At 62.3% G+C, this 18,746-nt stretch carries 13 protein-coding genes; 2 read left to right on the top strand and 11 right to left on the bottom strand.

Features of this window, described 5'->3' with window-relative positions; genetic code table 11:
• Positions 1-4: 4 nt before the first annotated feature.
• The 11 genes from OZ911_RS23985 to yaaA all read right to left on the bottom strand — a co-directional run bounded on the left by OZ911_RS23985 (position 5) and on the right by yaaA (position 15,608).
• A complete protein-coding gene (locus OZ911_RS23985) occupies positions 5-1,162 on the bottom strand; it encodes an alginate O-acetyltransferase (protein WP_016489018.1) in 1,158 nt (385 codons plus the stop codon).
• Between the two features lie 10 nt (positions 1,163-1,172).
• Positions 1,173-2,630 carry an MBOAT family O-acyltransferase gene (locus OZ911_RS23980; RefSeq protein ID WP_016489017.1) on the bottom strand — a complete coding sequence of 486 codons (1,458 nt, stop codon included), beginning with the start codon at positions 2,628-2,630 and terminating at the stop codon, positions 1,173-1,175.
• A gap of 198 nt (positions 2,631-2,828) precedes the next feature.
• Positions 2,829-3,932, bottom strand: coding sequence for a mannuronate-specific alginate lyase (locus tag OZ911_RS23975; protein WP_023048192.1), 1,104 nt, complete (start codon positions 3,930-3,932; stop codon positions 2,829-2,831).
• Positions 3,933-3,940: 8 nt separating this feature from the next.
• The gene (locus OZ911_RS23970) at positions 3,941-5,380 is read right to left on the bottom strand and encodes an alginate O-acetyltransferase (RefSeq protein ID WP_023048193.1); all 1,440 of its coding nucleotides are present in this window, start codon (positions 5,378-5,380) and stop codon (positions 3,941-3,943) included.
• Between the two features lie 13 nt (positions 5,381-5,393).
• A complete protein-coding gene (gene algG / locus OZ911_RS23965) occupies positions 5,394-6,953 on the bottom strand; it encodes a mannuronan 5-epimerase AlgG (protein WP_023048194.1) in 1,560 nt (519 codons plus the stop codon).
• 22 nt (positions 6,954-6,975) lie between these two features.
• A complete protein-coding gene (locus OZ911_RS23960; RefSeq protein ID WP_060517452.1) occupies positions 6,976-8,454 on the bottom strand; it encodes an alginate export family protein in 1,479 nt (492 codons plus the stop codon).
• Positions 8,451-9,878, bottom strand: coding sequence for an alginate biosynthesis TPR repeat lipoprotein AlgK (gene algK / locus OZ911_RS23955; protein ID WP_070086395.1), 1,428 nt, complete (start codon positions 9,876-9,878; stop codon positions 8,451-8,453). The genes OZ911_RS23960 and algK overlap by 4 nt, the downstream gene beginning before the upstream one ends.
• Positions 9,879-9,890: 12 nt before the next feature.
• On the bottom strand, positions 9,891-11,057 hold the full coding sequence (locus OZ911_RS23950) for an alginate biosynthesis protein Alg44 (protein ID WP_023047937.1): 1,167 nt from the start codon (positions 11,055-11,057) through the stop codon (positions 9,891-9,893).
• 37 nt (positions 11,058-11,094) lie between these two features.
• A complete protein-coding gene (locus tag OZ911_RS23945; protein WP_033731751.1) occupies positions 11,095-12,576 on the bottom strand; it encodes a glycosyltransferase family 2 protein in 1,482 nt (493 codons plus the stop codon).
• Between the two features lie 70 nt (positions 12,577-12,646).
• The gene (locus OZ911_RS23940; RefSeq protein WP_023047936.1) at positions 12,647-13,963 is read right to left on the bottom strand and encodes a nucleotide sugar dehydrogenase; all 1,317 of its coding nucleotides are present in this window, start codon (positions 13,961-13,963) and stop codon (positions 12,647-12,649) included.
• 865 nt (positions 13,964-14,828) lie between these two features.
• Positions 14,829-15,608 (bottom strand): peroxide stress protein YaaA, encoded by a 780-nt coding sequence (gene yaaA / locus OZ911_RS23935; RefSeq protein WP_023047935.1) that lies wholly within the window; start codon positions 15,606-15,608, stop codon positions 14,829-14,831.
• A 137-nt stretch (positions 15,609-15,745) separates the two neighbouring features.
• On the opposite strand from yaaA, the gene OZ911_RS23930 reads away from it, so the two are divergent.
• On the top strand, positions 15,746-16,888 hold the full coding sequence (locus tag OZ911_RS23930) for a polysaccharide deacetylase family protein (RefSeq protein ID WP_016489006.1): 1,143 nt from the start codon (positions 15,746-15,748) through the stop codon (positions 16,886-16,888).
• Between the two features lie 265 nt (positions 16,889-17,153).
• Positions 17,154-18,548 carry a PhoH family protein gene (locus OZ911_RS23925; RefSeq protein WP_016489005.1) on the top strand — a complete coding sequence of 465 codons (1,395 nt, stop codon included), beginning with the start codon at positions 17,154-17,156 and terminating at the stop codon, positions 18,546-18,548.
• Positions 18,549-18,746 lie beyond the last annotated feature (198 nt).

Below are 18,746 nucleotides of genomic sequence, written 5' to 3'. Positions count from 1 at the left end.
TCGTTCAGTGGTTCGTCCGGGTGGACGACAAGGCCAGGTTTTCTTCGGATTTACGGGCGTTTTTCAGCTGCGCGATCCACTGCGGATCGAAGCTGCTGAGGTCGTTTTTCATGGGTAGATAACGTTCGGGGAATTCCCACACCACCACTTGCGGTGCAGCGTTTTTAAAGGCATCGCTTTGCAGGTACTTGAGCATTGGCAGCAACGGGCCGTGGCCGTCTTCGGCGTAATTGGCAACGTCGCTGCGCAGGGCTTGTTGCAGCGCGCCGAGGAAGTTCCAGTGCGGGTTGGCGCTGTAGCTGGTACCCACCAGCGCGACCGGGATCTCGTTGTTGGCGAACAGCGCGTCATCGCCTTCAGCGGCGGCTTGCGCCGGGCGGGTGCTGCGTTGTTGCAGGTTGTCCGGGGCCGGCAGCAGGTTGCTGAACAGCGGGTCCAGTGGCAGGAAGTTGGTCAGGTCGCCTTTGTAGGGCGCCGTGCTGCCGGCTTCGGTGACGAAGGTTTGCGGGTCACCGTTGAGCAGGTTCTGCCGGCTTACAGCCTCGGCCAGCGCCTGAGCGACGACTTCGGCGCCCATCGGTGTCCAGTGGGTGTCGGTGCGCAGGAATACCTGACCACGCGCCTTGGCTTGTTCCATGGCCGCTTGCAGGTCCGGGGCGAACACGTTGGCCTGGCGCACCTGGGCATGGAACTGGTTGTACAGGTCATCGTGCAGGCTGGCCGGCTGCTCCTTGCCCAGGTATTCCGAATAGACGCGCGCCTTGGCCGGGATGATCGCCAGCACCAGCTGGCTACCGTGCTGCTGCAAGGTGTCGCGCACGCCACGGATCAGCGCCAGGTTTTCCTGCATCAGTTGTTCGGCGCCAGCCGTAGGCTTGAACTCTTCGTCGCTGAACAGCCACTGGTCGCGGCCCAGCACCACACCGGGGCGGCCCTCGTTGAACAGCTTGAAGTCCATGGCCGCCCAAAGGTTGGTGCCCAGGCGTTTGATCGGGAACTCGGCGTCGTAGTGGGTCTCGGCGGCCTTGGCCAGCTTGCCGTTGAGCAGGGTCATCTGCTCGGTGCGCTGAAAGCTTTGCAGGCCACCGGTGGACCACACGCCCATGCCCACCAGCAAACCGAGGAACGACAGGGAGTAAGTAATGCGTAATGTGCGGTTCATGTCATCGGCCTCAGAACTGGAAGTACAGGAACGGCGAGTAGCTTTGCGCCGAAAGCTTGAGGATCGAGGCCACGAACAGCAGCAGCACCAGGGCGCGGGTCATCACCCGGGTCCAATCCAGGCCGATGGAGCCGTCGTTGTTGACCTGCACCGGAGTGGCCTGGGGCGTCGGCTTGGCATTGCGGTAGAAATCACGCAGGCCGAAGAACGCCAGGGAGATGTAGGCGACGATCAGGGTGGCCACTTGCAGGCCGGTCAGCTGGGCGCTGTTGAGCTCCGACAGCTGCCAGTCGCCAAAGCTGAACATGGCACCGTACATGCGGGCGGCCACATGCAGGTTCTCGGCGCGGAAGATCACCCAGCCCACCACCACCAGCAGGAAGGTGAAGGCCCACTTCACCGGGTTGAAGCGCTGCGGGTTGGTGTCGATGCCCAGCGCGCGTTCGATGGCCAGCCACATGCCGTGCCAGGCGCCCCAGATGATGTAGGTGAAGTTGGCGCCGTGCCACAGGCCGCCCAGCAGCATGGTCAGGAACAGGTTGCGGTAGGTGTTGAAGGTGCCTTTGCGGTTACCGCCCAAGGTGATGTACAGGTAGTCGCGCAGCCAGGTCGACAGGCTGATGTGCCAGCGCCGCCAGAACTCGGTAATCGACTGGCTGATGTACGGCTGCTTGAAATTCTCCATGAAGCGGAAGCCCATCATCAGGCCCAGGCCGATGGCCATGTCGCTGTAGCCGCTGAAGTCAAAGTACAGCTGCGCGGTGTAGGCCAGCGCGCCCAGCCAGGCATCACCCGTGGTCGGGTTTTGCAGGGCAAAGCAGTGGTCGGCCACCACCGCCAAGGTGTCGGCGATGAACACTTTCTTGATGAAACCCTGCATGAAGCGGGTGCAGCCTTCGGAGAACTTGTCCAGGGTGTGGGTGCGGTTGTTGAACTGGTCGACCAGGTCTTTGAAGCGCAACACGGGGCCGGCAATCAGGTGCGGGAAAATGGCCACGAACGCCGCGAAGTCGATCAGGTTGCGGGTAGCCGGGGTGTCGCCGCGGTATACGTCGATGATGTAGCTGATCGACTCGAAGATATAGAACGAGATACCGATCGGCAGCAGCACGTGGGTGAGGATGAACGGCTCCAGGCCGAACGAGGTCATGATCGCGTTCAGGCTGTCGACGCCGAAGTTGGCGTACTTGAAGTAGCCGAGGATGGCCAGGTCGACGCCCACGCCCAGCAGCAGCCAGCGCTGCGCCGGTTTGGTTCGCACGCCGGCGGCACCCACTTTGAGGCCGATCCAGTAGTTCCACAGGGTGACCCCGGCGAACAGTGCCAGGAAGTCCACCCGCCACCAGGCATAGAAGATGTAGCTGGCAATCAGCAGCAGCAGGTTGCGATAGCGTTGCCCGCTCAAGTAGTACAGGCCGAGGAAGATCGGCAAGAACAGGAACAGGAACACGTTGGACGAGAAGACCATCCCGGTTCTCCTAATTTGTTCACAGCATCCAGGGCAAAGCGCCCCCCAAACCCCCCAGTGCAAGACTGGAAGGCAACTTAGATCCCTGTGGGAGCGGGCAAGCCCGCGAACAAGGGCAAAGCCCTTGCCATGCACCGCGGTGGCTTCTTAGCGGGCATGCCCGCTCCCACAGGTGCCGCCCCCACAATGGGGCTCAATTCATTTTTTGCTCTCTGCGCTCGGGTCATAGACCCGGGTCAGGTCGCCGCCCAGCCGGAAGCTGTTGAACGGCTGCATGTGCTGCTTGCGATCAAGCGTGTCGCCGACACAGTGATAAAGCGCACACCACGGCTCGAGCCAGGCGTACTTGCCGTCGACCTTGAGGTCGGTCATGTCCTGTTTTTCACCCGCGCGGGCCTTGAAGTGGCTGGGGTCGCGTGCACCGGCCAGTACCCCTTCGCCCAGGCGCTGCAGGGCGAAGTTGTTCTCGCTGCGCAGGTCGACGTTATTGGCCTGGGCGAAGCTGGCAATCATCGCCAGCGGCGGCAGGGCGTAGTTGTGGTAGGCCAGCGCACGCTGCTTGCGCTTGATTTCGTTGGGCAGGAAGCCCTGGTCATCCACCTGGTTGGCGCCTACCTTGTATTCCTTCACGGCCCAGTCGAACAGGTCGCGACGGTCGGTGGCGACAGCGGTCGCCATGACTGACCAGGCTGCCCAGTAGCTGTGGTTGTTGATCTTCTCCAGCGGCAGGTCGCTCCAGTCGCGCACGGTCTGCTCGGCCAGGCGGGCGAACCATTTTTCGATCAGCTCGGCCTCGGCGCGGTGCGCGGCCAATGGCTGCGAGTTGGAGAACTTCAGGCGCAGCCACGAACCGCTCATGCTGCCCAGCGCCCATTTGCGCATCGACTTGCCGGTGTGGTTGTAGTCGGTGGACATCAACGCATCGGCGCGCGCCCAGGTGCCCAGCCACGTCAGGGTGCAGTCGAGCTGCGCCGGGCGGCCGTCGCGCATGTACTGGCCAACCATCTTGCTCACGCCTTTCTCAAGGGTGGTGATGTCTTCGGTCGACTTGCGAAAGGCCTTTTCCGAGGCTGCGTTGAGCGTTGCCCGTGCCTTGTCCGAGCCTTCGTACTTGCTACGGAACTGCAGCGCACCGGTATAGGGCTTGGGCGCCGCTTCACAGCGGAAGTTACCATCGCTGGTCTTGAGTTTTTCGATCCCTTCGTAGTAACCCTGGGGGGGTACCAGCGCGGCGTGCGCGGCACCGCCAAACAGGGCCAACGCGAGCAGGGCGGGGCTGGAAATTCGCTTGAGCATGGTCATGGGTCGCCTCACTGGCCGGCTTGCGCGGTTTGCGCAGGCACGGCGAAGTTGTTGCGTTTGCAGAGCTTGGCCTCGACCTTCTGGGTGCCGCTTTCCGGCCCCTGTACTTCGAACGCCAACAGGCTTTGGCTGGCCCAGTCTTCGTCTTCGCGCATCTGGAAGACAAAGCGGCCGTCGGTGTCGGAGGTTTCCGGTTTCTCCAGCTTGATGTCCTCGTGGCGGCCGTTGAGGTACCAGAGGGTGGCCTGCAGCACCTTCACCGACGGGTCTTCGAACTTGACGTCCATCTGCAGGTTGCGGTTGATCAGGTCTTTGATCACGCCGCCCTTGCCGTTGACCATCAGCTCGTTCTTGCCGGGCTTGAGGGTGGTGCTGGCGCTCATCAGGGCCGGGCGGTCGTCGCAGCCGTCATCGAGCAGGCCCAGGATTTGCCGCCAGATGGTTTCCTGGTCCAGGCGGTACAGCGGGGAGAATTCCCAGACCAGGATCTTCGGCGGGTTCTTCTGGAATTCCTCACTGCCCAGGTACTGGATCATCGAGCCTTCCAGGCCACCGCCAGGGAAGGCGACATTGAGCACGTCGGCGCCGATGTACTGCTCGAGGAAGCCCGAGAAGTTGTAGTTCTTGCCACTGTGGCTGGTGCCGACCAGGGCGATCTGCGCGTTGCCGCCGTCACCGAACAGGTCATCGCCGCCGCTCGAGCCTTTCGGTTCGGTGGCGAACTGGTCCATGTACTGCACGGCGTAGCTGGTGCCGCAGAGCTGGCCGGCAACGTTGTGCAGGGTGCCGGTCTTGCCCATGCGCCCGGACTTCTTGGTCTCGAATTCCTTGCGCGGGATGCCTTCGAAGGCCGGCATCTTGTGCACGGTGTCGGCCACGATTTTGGCTGCGCGCTCGGCGCCATATGGGGTCCAGTGCTGGTCGCCGCGGAAGTAGAAGTCCTTGCCCTGGTCGGCGGCGGCCAGTTGCTCGTTGGTCAGCGGCGACAGGTCGGGCACGTTGTAGCCCATGCTGGCGAAGCGCTTGAGCATCGCCTGGTAGTTGCCCAGGGCCTTCTGGTAGTCGAAGGCGGCTTTCTCGGCCGGGTTGAGCATGTTGCGGTTCACCAGGCCACGGGTCGGCTGGTACACCAGCACCAGCTCCACGCCGCGCTTCTTGAACGCGTCGTGCACCTGCTGCAGGCGCTTGTAGCCGGCCGGCGTGGTGTTGAACTCGGTGCGCAGGTCTTCGCGGGTACGGAACAGCCAGTCGCCCTTGGCCTGCACCAGCGTGGTGAAGTTCTGCTGGTAGCGAGTGGTGTAGCGGCTGGCGTCGTGCGCTTCGGGGCACAGCTGGCAGCAAGGTTCGGCGCTGAAGGTGGGGGCCTTCACTTCGTCGGCGCGCACGCCTTGGCTGATCGCCAGGAGGGCGGCGGACAGGCCCAGCAGTTTGATCAGGTGTGGGGTCATGGTCTGGGCTTCCTTAATCGATCATTTCGGTCTGGCGTTCGACCGGGTCGATCAGCACAGCTTTTTGCTGGCGCACCAGCAGGTCGAGGATTTCGTCCTGGCGCTCGCCCAGCACACCATTGAGGCTGATGCCGCTGGCCTTGCGTGGGGCGAGCATGGACACCTTGTACAGCTCGACCGACAGCGGCGAGTCGATCGACAGCGGGCCGGAGCCGTTGGCCGCCAGCTCGCCACCCACCACGATCAGCGACACCTTGGTGTCGAACGGGTCGAGGGCGATGTCGCGGTCAGTGTCGGACAGGTCCTTGATGTGGCCGTACACGCCGACCAGGCCGTTGGCCATGGCGATGTTTTCGTACAGGCGGATGTTCACGCTGTTACGCACGCGGATCCCGTGGCGGCGGTTGTTGATCAGCTTGTTGCCCCAGATCAGGTTGTCGCCGCTTTCGTACAAGGTGATGCCGTCGGTGTGGTTGCGGTAGATCTCGTTGTAGGCCACCAGGTTGTTGACGCTGTTACGGTCGATCACTACGCCCGAGAGCTTGTTGTCGTAGCTCTTGTTGTTGATGATCCAGCTGTCATTGACCTCACGCGAAACGATGATGCCGTGCTTTTTCTTGGTGCCGTGCACCGTGTTGCCGGCAATGATCAGGCGGTGCGATCGGTCGTGCGGGTCGATGCCGTAGACGATGTTGTCGCGGTAGGTACTGTCCTTGACCACGAAGTCCTGGGTCTCGTAGCAGTAGAAGCCGTACCACATGTCGCTGAACGCCGAGCCGATGATCCAGCCGGTGGGTTCCGGGCGGCCCATGCGCTTGGCCATATTGGGCGTGTACTGCGAGATGCTCACGCCATACGACTTGGACTTGGCGTAGCCGAAGCTGGCCATCTTCGTGTTGACGATGTAAGTCTCGGTACCGCCCCACGACAGCAGGAACGGTCGGAATTCCTTGGGCGAGCGGAAGGTGGCCGGGCCGTTGTCTTTTTCGCGCCAGCCGGTCACCTGGGTGTCGGTGACGAACAGCTTGCCGTCGTTGACCAGGAACGAGCCGCCCTCCTGGGACAGGCGCAGCTGTTTGACCTTGCCGTCGATCTCGAGGATACCCTTCTGCCCGACCACGATCGGCAGGCGTACCAGGTAAACCCCTGGCTCGACCTCGCTGAGGTACTGCCTGGGTACCTGCTTGCTCAACTCGACCAGGTCGACATGGCCATCATCGACGAAGATCGCCTGCGGGATGCCGTGCTGGCGCTGCACCCACTCGGCTGCCTTGTTGTCGCCGCCGATGAACTCCTTGAGGGTGTCCTCCTGGAACATACGGCGCAGGCTGACCTTGCCTTTGTGGCGGCGGTCGATCTTCTTCTGCACCGCTTCGGCGGTGAAACCGGTCAGGTCAGGCAGCTTTGGCGGGTCCATCTGCAGCGGCTCGATCGGTGCGCTGGCCACGGTGTAGGTCTTGGCCTGCTGCAAGCCCTTGGCGATTACCTGGGGCTCTGCGGCAGCGGCCAGGCCGCTTGCCAGCAGCAAAGCGCTGGCCAACAGGCTGTGACGTAAGTGCGGGTGAAGGTTCATAACGGTCAGTCCCCTAGCGGCCTCAGAAGCGCCAGATCACATCGACGAAGGCGCGGTGCATGTACGAGTCCGCTTCCTTGCCGTAGGCGTCGCCCGGCTTGAACACACCGGCACGCAAGCGCACCAGGGCGGACGGCTCGTCGATGGCCTGGCTCATCGAAGCCGGCAGCAGGCCTTGCTTGAAGTACTTGGTCACGACCACGTCCATTTCCTGGCCAAGGTCTTTTTCGCCGTCGACCAGTTGGCGGCTGATGCCGTTGTCGTTGACGGCTGCGTTGATGCCGCTGGAGCCGATGTTCTGGTTGCCGTCGACGCGCCAGAACTTGTGGTAGATCAGGCTGGCGTCGTAATCGTCGCGCAGTTGCCAGGAGGCGAAGAGGGTGGCGGCCTGCAGGTTGCCCAGCTCGCCGCGGAAGGCTTCGCCGAAGCGGTGCACGCGCGAGCGGGTGCCGGTGAAGTTGGAGCGGTTGCTCTCAAGGCCGGTCTGCTCGAAGTTGTTCGAGCCGTCGTCACCGCCGCCGCCGCTGCCGCGGGCGTAGGCCGCGCCGACCTGCCATTGCGGGTCCAGGCGCAAGCGGATGCCGAGGTCGGTGGCCCAGGCATTGACGTCGCCGCTCTGCGTGCCGGTGGCAACCTGGTCGTCGCCTACGGCCTGGCTGCTGAGCTTGTCGCGGTCACCGGTCAGCCAGGTGACGCTGCCCCAGTAATTGACGGTGTGGTCGTTGCGCCAATTGTAGGCATCGCTGTTGGCTTCAAGGCCCAGCCAGGTCAGGTCGCCGGTGCGGGTCTTGTCCAGCGCATCGACGGTTTCGCCGGGGTTTTTCAGGCTGCCGCTGTCATGGGTGTGGTGGGCGCGTACGCCCACCCAGTGGCCAGGGGTCCACTGCGTGGCGACGTTGCCGTAGATGTGCGTGCGGTCCTTGTCTTCCGGGGCCAGCTCGGTGAGGTCGGTGCGGTACTCGCTGAAGCGCTGGGCCACGCCCAGGTCGGCCTTGAGCAGGGTGGTGTCGAAGGTCCAGTTGAGTGCTTCGATGTTGGTGTCGCGCCACATGCCATCGTCGCTGCGCAGGCGCTGGCGACCGAAGCGCAGTTGCTCGCCCGGGTAGGCGGTGAGGCCGCTGTAGCCCACCCAGAACTCACGCATGGCCAGGTAGCTTTTGTCTGGCTGGCGGCTGTCTTCGCCGGTGTCGGTGGTGCTGCCGTCGTCGTTCTGGCGCAGGGTGTCGGTTTCGATGGTGTCGGTGGCTGCGACCGCCTGGCCCATGGCGTAGGCGCTCCAGTTGCCCCGCTCGCCGTACACCCATGGGCGCAGGTCCAGGCCCAGGCCGTTGACGTCGCCGCCAGGCCGGGTGCCCAGGTCACGGTCGTCTTCCGACTGCCCGGTAATCTTCACGTCCAGGCCGAAGTTTTTCTCGGCGGTCATCTCCGCCAGGGTCGGGCAGGACCACAGCAGGGCGAAGCTCAGGCCGATGCCGGCTTTCACGAAGGGATTGAGCGTCATAGCGAGTCCTCACCGTCTACTTCTTTTTCGTCGTCCTGCAGGGCTTCGAGGGCCAGGGTGCTATGTGCGCCCTGCGCCATGCTGCCGCGTGCACGCTTCTCCTGGTCCAGCAGTTGCTGGGCCTGGCTGCGCTGTTCAGGTGACAGTTGCTGATCGAGCTGCTGCAGCAGTTCAGCCGATTGCGGCGTCGGGTTGGCCTGCGACAGCTGGGCGAATACCCAGGCGTTGCCGGGTTGCGGGCGAATGCCATGGCCTTCGCTGAACAGCTGAGCCAGGGCATAGTCGGCGCTGTTCTGCCCGCCACGGGCGGCGGCCAGCAGGTTGTCGACGGCCTTCTGCGGCTCGACATTGCCCAGGTAGCCGCGGCGGTACAGCTGGCCCAGGTAGTAATGGGCGCTGATTTCACCGGCATCGGCCGCCGCTTGCAGGTGCTGCTCGGCTTTTTTGGCGTCGGCTGGCAGGGTTTTACCTTCGTAGTACAGGCGGCCCAGCAACAGTTCGGCGCGTGGTTGTTCGGCCTTGCGGCCCTTGTCGATGTAGGCCAGCAACTGGTCGGTGTCGCCCAGTTCGGGGAAGTCGTACAGCAGTTGCGCCAGGCTGACCCAAGATGCCGGATTGGCTGGGGCCACCTGCTCAAGCAGGTCCTTGGCGGTTTTCTCATCGGTCTGGCCGAGGCTGCGATCGGCCAGGACCCGGGCCACGCTGTCGACCCGGGTGGCCGGCACTGCGCCACGGGCGTAGGCAGCTTTCAGCTGGGCGACCAGGGCGGCTTGCTGATCGGCCTGAGCGCGCTTCTGGTACACCGTGGCCAGTTCGACGTAGCAGATGTCGGTGGTGTTCAGTGCGGCCTTGCACATTTTCTCCACCTCGCCCAGGTGCTGGTCGTAGGTGCCCTGGGTACGGTACAGCAGCACCTGGGCCAGGCCCGCTTCCGGGTTGCCGGCGGCGCGCCACTGGTCGATCTGCTGCTGCGCGTTGACCGTTGGGAAGCTCTGCGGATAGCTGAGGTAAAGCATTGCCAGCGGGATCAGGGTATTGCTTTCGCCCTGTTTCGCCGCCTGCCTGAGCAGGGTTTCGGCTTCCTCGCGCTCGGCCTGGGTGCTGTCAGGCTTGGCCACCAGCAGGCGGCCCAGACGCGCCTGGGCACGGGGCGAGGTAGCGGCCGCGGCGCGGTAAGTGGCCTCGGCTTCCTTGATTTGCGACGGGTCGCGGGTGGCCACCTTGATGTCCGCCAGGCCCACTTGCGCATCGCTGTAGCCCAGGTCGGCCAGGGCCTTGTAGTTGCGCTCGGCCAGTGCCGTGTCGCCGCGTTTCATGGCTTCGTTGGCCAGGCGCTGGTCAGGCAGGCCTGCACAGCCGGCCAGGGTGATGGCGGCTGCCAGGGCACACAGGCCCATGCTTGCGCTCTTCTTGCAGGGCATCATGCGGTGATCCTCTTACAGGCCACGGGCCACGGCTTTGTCTACAAGCCAGTTCAGCGACGGGCCACGGTCGCTGTTGACCGCTGCCGGGCGGCCGGCGAGTTCGGCGGGCATGCCACTGTCAGGCTTGATCTGCACGCGGATGTCGGAGGACAAGTCTTCGCTGTTCAGGCTGGTGCTGCTGACGATCTGGCCAGTGCGCACTTCGTCTTCGCCGGCGACCTGGAAGTTGACCTGGGTACCTGGCTTGACCTCGTCGAACTGGCGGTAGCTGAAGCGGGCCTCGACCATCGGCGTGGTGGTGCGCGGAATCAGCTGGAAGATCGGCTGGCCCTTGGCTGCGTACTGCCCGTCGTCCACCAGTTGGCGGGCAACCACGCAATCGCAGGGGCTGGTGAGGGTGCCAGACAGCTGCTTGCCGAACAGTTCCTCGATCTTCGCCGGCTCCAGTTGCGCGTCGTCCAGGTTGCCCTTGAGCATGTCCAGCATGCTGGTGGTGAAGCTGGCCAGTGGTGCGCCCTTGGCAATCTGCCCACCGCTGTCGACCAGGCTGCTCACGGTGCCGTCGCGCGGCATGGTGACGGTGGTGGTCGGTACCGCGACCACACCGGCTTCGGCGTGGCTGACGAAGTACATGCCGTACAGCGACTTGGCGACAAAGCCGAAAGCCGCGACGCCGACCACGAATACGCCGAGGGTGACGGTGACTGCCTTGAGTCGGCCGAAGGCGCTCAGGCCCGACCCACCGTCTTTCTGCTTGCGTGCCTTGGTGAAATTGTCGCGCTGCAAGGTGCTCAGCACATCGCCGATGCTGATCAGCTCGCCCGACAGGTGGCTGGTGATGATGTGCCGCAAGGTGGCGATGTCGCGTGGTTCAAGGTTCTGGAACTGCGCACCGGTCCGGCCATTGTCCGGGTTGTACGAGCGCACCTGGAACTCGATGTCGATCGACAGGCCCAGGTTGTCGACCACGAACTGCAGGCGCCCGCGCAGTACTTCGCCCACCGACAGTTGCTGCTTGGTGTGGAAGCTCAGGCCACCGGCGGAAAGGTCGTCGACCTTCACTTCATGGGTTTGGCGCTGGGCGTCCAGGAAACGCAGCTTGGCGGGAATGCGCACCCGGGCGTGTTGGCGCTGGGCTTCGGACTCATGCACGACATTGACGTTCACGGCGGTATTCATGGGGGTTTGTTCCTGTTAGATCCGATCCGGGTTGGGCTCACACGACCATGAACAGCACAGCAACGAAGATGCTGGCAGCCGAGAAGGTCATGGTCCGCGAGGACCAGGTGTTGAACCATTGTTGAAAGCTGGCGAGGTCACGCTTGAGGGCAGTGGGCTGACGCGTCCACGACTGCTTGTCGAGGCGGAAGAACACGTAGATCTTCATCAGCGCGCCGATGATCTGGTTGTAATAGAGAATCAGCGGGTAGGCCGGGCCTACGTTGTGGCCGGAGCACAGCAGCATGATGGTGAGGATCAGGCGGGTGATGCCGATCCACAGCAGGTACACCAGCAGGAAGGCCAGGCCGAACTTGAGGCTGGCGATCACCGCCACCGTCAGCCCTAGCAGGCTGGTCCACATCGACACGCGCTGGTCGAACAGAACGATGCTGGTGAACAGCCCGAGGCGGCGCAGGCCCAGGCCCAATGCACGGGAGTTCTGCCGCAGGTTGTTGCCGTACCAGCGGTACATCAGCTTGCGGCTGGCCTTGAAGAAGCTCTTTTCTGGTGGGTGCTCGACCGTGTTGATGGCAGCGTCCGGCACGTAGAAGGTGTCGTAGCCCAGGCGCATCAGGCTGAACCAGCTGGATTTGTCGTCACCGGTAAGGAACTTGAAGCGGCCCAGGCGCCAGTGCATCAGCGAGTCGCTTTCAACGTCGGCGATGAACTCAGGGTTGGTCACCACGCTTGCGCGGAACATCGACATGCGCCCGGTCATGGTCAGCACGCGCTTGGACAGGGCCATGGAGCACATGTTGATGTGGCGCTGGGCGAAGCGCAGCTTGTGCCACTCGCTCATGATGTAGCCGCCGCGCACTTCGCAGAACTCGTTGGTGGTCAGGCCGCCGACGTTGGGGAACAGCTTGAACCACGGCACGGTCTTGCGTACCACACCATCGGCCAGCACGGTGTCGCCGTCGATCACGGCCACCACGGCGTTTTCGTCCGGCAGCATGCGCGAGATGGCGCGGAAGCCGTAGGCCAGGCCATCGCGTTTGCCGGTACCGGCAATGCGCACGATGTCCAGTTTCACATGGGCCGGCGGGTTGTACTTGGCCCACAGGCTTTTCACCAGCAGTTCATCGGACATCTCCACCAGCGAGCAGACCACGGTGGTAGGGAAGCCACAGTTGATCGCCTCGCGAATCACCGAGCTGTAAACCTGGGCCGTGGTCAGTGCCTCGATACGGAAGCTGGTCACCATCAGGTAGACATGCGATGGGTCGGTGGCATCGCCCATTTTCTGCACCTTGCGGCGCAGGTACGGGTACACGCCGTAAAGAAAGATCATGCCGCGGATGAAATGGGTGGCGCCCATGGAATAGCGCCAGATGCCGACTGCGCCGACCAGGAATATGAAGTGCTTCGATTGCGAGTCGAAGATATCGGCTGGCAGGGCCAGGGCGATCAGCATGAGCAGGCTCATGTAGAGCAGCCACCCGGCGCACTGCAACAGCACGGTCTGGAGCCTTTGCATGTTCAGCATCCGTCGAGAATTCGGGAAAGGGTGGGCGACGCAGGCTCGGCCGCGTCGCCCGGCCGAGGGCTTACCAGCAGATGCCTTCGGTACGGCTGGTGGTGCTGCTCGGTTTGCTCATGAAGCCGACCAGGTCGATCACCTGCTTGCCGGCTGGCGCTTGCTGGGCCAGCGTGCGGAACTGCTCGTCACGGTTGCCCAGGACGATGATGTCGGCGTTGTCGATCACCTGCTGGAGATCGGCATTGAGCAGCGACGACACGTGCGGGATCTTCGACTCGATGTAGTCCTTGTTGGCGCCATGCATGCGGGCGTACTGAACGTTCTCGTCAAAGATGTCCAACTGGTAGCCCTTGCCGATCAGGCGCTCGGCCAGTTCTACCAGCGGGCTTTCGCGCAGGTCATCGGTACCGGCCTTGAAGCTCAGGCCAAGCAGGGCGACCTTGCGCTTGTCGTGGGCTTCGATCAGTTCGAAGGCGTTTTGCACCTGCGATTCGTTGCTGCGCATCAGCGAGTCGAGCAGCGGGGCGCGCACGTCCAGGCTGGCGGCACGGTAGGTGAGGGCGCGCACGTCCTTGGGCAGGCATGAGCCGCCGAAGGCAAAGCCTGGGCGCATGTAGTACTGGGACAGGTTCAGTACCGTGTCCTGGCAGACCACGTCCATCACTTCACGCCCATCAACGCCTACCGCTTTGGCGATGTTGCCGATTTCGTTGGCGAAGGTGACTTTGGTGGCGTGCCACACGTTGCAGGTGTACTTGATCATCTCGGCCACTTCGATCGGCTTGCGGATGACCGGGGCGTCGAGTTCTTCGTACAGGGCTTGCAGGATGTCGCCACTGGCGCTGTCCAGTTCGCCGATGACGGTCATCGGGGGCTGGTCGTAGTCCTTGATCGCGGTGCTTTCACGCAGGAATTCCGGGTTTACCGCGACGCCGAAGTCGACGCCGGCTTGTTTGCCCGAGCAGTCTTCGAGGATCGGGATGACCACGTTCTTGACGGTACCCGGCAGCACGGTGCTGCGCACCACGATGGTGTGACGGCGGGTGGTGTCACGCAGTACGTAGCCGATCTCACGGCATACCGACTCAATGTACTCCAGGCCCAGGTCGCCGTTCTTCTTGCTGGGCGTACCCACGCAGATCATCGAAACGTCGCTGGCGCGGATGGCTTCGGCGAAGTCGGTAGTGCCGCGCAGACGGCCATTGGCGATGCCCTGTTGCAGCAGTGCTTCCAGGCCAGGTTCGACGATGGGCGACTTGCCCTGGTTGATCAGGTCAATCTTGGTGCTGGACACGTCCACACCGATCACTTCATGGCCACGCGCCGTCAGGCAGCCTGCACAGACTGCACCCACATAACCCAAACCAAAGATGCTGATACGCATCGCTATCACCTCATGTGTTTATCACGCCGACACCTCCGCAGAGAGTCGGGCTGGGTTGATTAACAACAGTTTTTCAGGCGCACGGATTCATGGCGAATGCACACTTGGCCGAGCGCAGGCAAAATAAATCCGGAGCGCACAAACTTATGCACTTAAAGTTGGCAGTCAAAAGCCATTAATAAAAAACGTGCCCTGGCATGCAGCCGTCTTTATTGCAATGCGCTACTTGGCACACTGCTGTGCTTGTTTTTTCAAGTGGATAAATCCTTTGAAATCAACCACTAGGACGATTTGTAAGGGACGCTTCTCTCCTGCATGGGCAAGGTTTTCGGGGGACCCCGTGCAACCTGTTGAAGTTACCAAGGCAGTGAGTAGATATCTGCCTCTGTCACCTGTAAGTCATCTCTCACAGCCCGTAGGCAGGAAAATCGTTACGGCACTATGAGCGATCTGCCGCATAAGAAGTTCCTGAGTGGGTTTCGACCGGATGAAAGATTTCTAAATATTTATTCAGTTGTCGGCAGTTTCAATTTGATAGCACGCGGGTAGTTCACCCCCGTGTATAAAGGGTGAAACTGTAACGGGATATTTTTATGCCAGCATCCGAAAAAAATTTTCAGAATTCGTCAAAAAAGGTATGAACGGTCTTATGGCGTTTTGCGATAAAGGTAGGGGTGATGTTTTTCTGGCGCCGAAATCGTGACGTGATGGCGATTTGCATCGAGCCCCAAATCGGGGCGGAGGGGAGGTTTAATGGCAGCAGGCTCTTCGCGGCCAAGGCCTGCTGCCACCTGGGGCGCGCTGAGCTCCCGGCCCGCGCAATCCCTGTGGCAGCGGCTTTAGCTGCGAAGAGGGCGTCACAGGATCAATCCGAGGGATGATCCCGCAAAAACACCAGATGATCAGCCTTTGACTGCTCGGCACTGTAGTAGTACCCCTGCACATCGAACTGCTTGAGCTGTTCCGGGTCGCTGATGCGCTGCTGGATAACGAAGCGGCTCATCATGCCGCGGGCTTTCTTGGCGTAAAAGCTGATGATCTTGTACTGACCGCTCTTCAAGTCCTTGAAGTCGACATTGATCACTCGGGCCTTCAGTGCGCTGCGTTTCACTGCACTGAAGTACTCGTTGCTGGCCAGGTTCAGCAGCACGTCATCGCCTTGTTCGGCCAGGGCCTGGTTCAGCCATTCACTGATGCGTGTGCCCCAGAAGGCATACAAGTCCTTGCCGCGGGCGTTGGCCAGCTTGGTGCCCATTTCCAGGCGATAGGGTTGCATCAGGTCCAGCGGACGCAGCAGGCCGTACAGACCCGAAAGCATGCGCAGGTGGTCTTGCGCGTAGCTGAAGTCGTCCTCGCCCAGGCTCTCTGCGTCGAGGCCGGTGTACACATCACCCTTGAACGCCAGCAGTGCCTGCTTGGCATTGGCCGGGGTGAAGTCCGGGGTCCAGCTGCCGAAGCGGGCGGCGTTCAGGCCCGCGAGCTTGTCGGACAGGTGCATCAGTTCGCTGATCTGCGCAGGCGACAGCTCGCGCAGCTGCTGGATCAGTACCTGTGAGTCGTCCAGGTACTGGGGCAGGGTGAAACGTTCGGTCACAGGCTTGGTGTCGTAGTCGAGGGTCTTGGCGGGTGAAATCACCGTCAGCATCGGGTCGGCTCCTGGCATCGTTGACCCAAGATTCTACGGGCTGGGCGGTGCAAGTCCAAACTATGGCGACGATAGTCACAGACCATGGCCGGCGCAGGCGCTATAGTTCGCGTTTTGTCGATGCGGAGCCCTCCACCGTGCGCATTGCCTTTGCCTTGCTGGCCGCGCTGCTGAGCCTTGCCGTGCAAGCCGCCCCTTCACCCCAGGTAAGCCTGGATCGCAGCCTGTGGCCCGAGCAACTGAACAGCCCGGCGCTGTTCGATGTGGCTTCGCGGGCCGAGATCCTCTCGTTTGCGCAGGTACTGCATGAAAGCGAGTTGCTGGACGACGCGGCGCTGGCGGCGCGGCTAGGCTTGCGGCAGATCAACCTGCAAAAGGTGCGTCTTGTGCGCGCGCGCCTGTGGCAGCGCCTGTGGCAGGGGTATGAGCAGGCGCAGCGCAGCTGCGAGCAGGATGCCTCATTCTGCTACCCGGTAACTTCAATGGCAGATTTACGTACGCAGGCAGCAACGTTCGCGGCCGATGTCGGCACGTTCTATACAAACTGGATTGAGCCGAGCCACCAGTTCCACGTGCGTTACCTGGACGAGCAGCTGCGCAAGGCCGCCTTGCTGCCGCAGACCAGCAGCGAGGTGGAGCGGCTGTCTGCGCGGGAGCGCACTGGCGATGAACTGAACGACCGTATGTTCTTGCTGACCTTTGTCGGCGGACCAGGGCCAGAGGGTGGTAACACCGATCTGCTTGCCGACTACCTGCGCCGGCAAAAGCTTCAAGCTACATTCTTCGTGCTGGGCAACCGCTTGCAGCAACGTCGTGACGCCGGGGCGGCAAATGCCTTGCGCCAGCTCTACCGCGGGCAGTGTGTAGGCATCCAAGGCTGGGAATACCGTTCCCATGCCCAATGGACGGGCTGGCAGGACTCGCTGCGGCGTAGCCAGGCACGGGTGCAGGCTGACCTGCCGGCACAGTACGTGCCGTTGTTCCGGCCACCGTATGGGCAGCGCCGGGCCGATGGCGAGGCGTTCATGGCCCGCCAGCAACTGCGCGTGTCGTTGTGGGATATCGATGCCCTGGACGATGGCGCGCTGAGCGCAGAGGCCTCTGCGCAGCGGGTGCTGACCCTGATGCTGTTGTGGCGCAAGGGCGTGATCCAGCTCCATGACAGCCTGCCCAAGGCTCAGCCAGCGGTAGAGTGGTTGCTGCGAAATACTGCCCAGAGCGGCATCGGCTGGGCGGATTGCCGGGAATATGCTTATCGCGAACAGGGGTATGACTTCTGAGCGTAGCCCCCTCTGGCGCTGTCGCCAAGGCCTCTTCGTCAATCGGAAAAATAAAGTTCAAAAACACGTAAAAATGCTTTTTACGGTCATGGTTTTTGCGGTATGAAGAAACCAGACAGCCGATTCCTGCAGCACAGGTGGCGTCATCCAGGCCCACCTAGCCAGGTTCGCTTCCCGCCCGTAACAACGCGGATACGGGGAGAACGGTAGTCACTTTGCGGCGCAACAGACCGTGCCGTATGGCTTCGACATAAGGTGACCGAGTATGGATGACCAAGGACGCAACCCTTCCTCCAGCAAGCCAATCCTGTATGTGCTCGATACCAACGTCCTGATTCACGACCCCAACGCATTACTCAACTTCGAGGAGCACCACGTCGCCATTCCGATGACGGTGCTGGAGGAACTCGACAAGCTCAAGACCGGCAAACAGACCATCGCCGCCGAATGCCGCCAGGCCATCCGCCTGATCGACCAGACCCTCGGCGACGCCTCGCCCAACGATGTCGAGCAGGGCGTACCGATCCAGCGCAACAAGAGCGGGCCCAAGGGGTTTCTGTCCATCCTGATGACCCCGCGCAACGAGCCGAACAAGCTGCTGCCGGAAACCCTCAACGACAACATCATCATCAACCAGCTGCTCGAAGTACGGGCGCGGCGCACCGACCTGGACGTGGTGCTGGTCACCAAAGACATCAACATGCGCCTCAAGGCGCGCGCCTGTGGCATTGCGGCCGAGGATTACAGCACCGACCAGCTGGTCGACGACGTGTCCTTGTTGTCCAAGGGCTACCATTCGGTCACCGGTTCGTTCTGGGACCGCGTCAGCAAGGTCGATACCCGCCAGGAGCGCGGCCGCACCTGGCATCGGGTGCAGATGATCGACAACCTGCCTGCGGTGCACATCAACGAGTTCATTATCGATGAGCAGGGCTTTGTCGGCTGGATCAAGGGCATCCGCAACGATGAGCTGCTGTTGCTCGACCTGCACCAGGAGCCACTGCTGCACCAGGAAGCCTGGGGGCTGAAGCCTCGTGACATCCACCAGAGCCTGGCACTGTTTGCCCTGCTCGACCCGGATATCCACCTGGTCAACCTGACCGGCGCAGCCGGGTCCGGCAAAACCATTCTGGCCCTGGCCGCAGCCATCGAGCAGACCATGGTCAGCAAGCGCTACCGGCGCATCATCGCTACCCGCAGCGTGCAGGGGCTGGACCAGGAGATCGGCTTCCTGCCGGGTACCGAGGCCGAGAAGATGGAGCCGTGGCTGGGCGCCATCACCGATAACCTCGAAGCTTTGCACATGGATGACGAAAGCACCCATGGCAGCGTGGAGTACATCCTCGAGCGCGTGCCACTGCAGTTCAAGTCGCTGAACTACATCCGAGGCCGTAGCTTCCAGCAGAGCCTGATCCTGATCGACGAGTGCCAGAACCTGACGCCGCACCAGATGAAAACCATCATCACCCGTGCCGGCTCCGGGTCCAAGGTGGTCTGCCTGGGTAACCTGGCGCAGATCGACACCCCCTACCTGTCCGCGACCAGCTCGGGCCTGACCTACCTGACCGAGCGCTTCAAGGACTTCCCCCACGGCGTGCACATCACCCTGCAGGGCGTGCCCCGCTCGGTGCTGGCCGAGTACGCCGAGTCGCATCTGTAACCGTCACCGCCGGGCGGTTAGCCGCCCGGCCTTCCCTTGCAGGAGCAGCCTTGTCCTGCGAAGAGGCCATTACAGGCAGGGCTATTTTCCAGTCATGCTGGCCCTTTCGCAGCACAAGGCTGCTCCTACAGGTGATGTGCATGCCTCATACCTCTGCTCAAACCTGACCCACAGGTTTACACTGCCAGTTCCCTTCAC

Source organism: Pseudomonas fortuita, from assembly GCF_026898135.2.
GTDB lineage: Bacteria > Pseudomonadota > Gammaproteobacteria > Pseudomonadales > Pseudomonadaceae > Aquipseudomonas > Aquipseudomonas fortuita.
This window is presented reverse-complemented; position numbering and strand designations above follow the sequence as displayed.